Source organism: Microbacterium sp. KNMS, from assembly GCF_053851835.1.
Genome location: NZ_JBSQBP010000098.1, coordinates 1 through 277 on the forward strand (window position 1 = coordinate 1; position 277 = coordinate 277).

Annotated in this window: 1 protein-coding gene; it reads left to right on the forward strand. The window is 67.1% G+C overall.

All coding sequences use genetic code 11. From position 1 onward, the window contains the following. Nucleotides 1–80: 80 nt before the first annotated feature. Nucleotides 81–277 (forward strand): transposase (locus ACWXWW_RS17995; RefSeq protein ID WP_455971372.1); only part of this gene is annotated, 197 nt, incomplete at its 3' end.

Sequence of the window (277 nt, forward strand, 5' to 3'; positions counted from 1 at the left end):
GCACTACTTTGGCAGATTGAGGGAACGCGGTAGGTTTTCGCGGATTCGCAAGCCACGGGGATGGGCTTGGGGGGATCGCGATGCCGGCGGCTGCGGAGTGGCGTGACGATCTTGATCGATGGCTGCAGCCGTTCCTGGCGGGCCTGTCGCATCCGGCGCGCCGGGCGATGTGCCCGCTCTACGTGGCCGGGTTGATCGGCCTGGGCGACCGCAAGAGCGTCCAGCCGATGGCGGCGCGGGGCGATGGGATCCCCTATGATCGGCTGCACCACTTCAT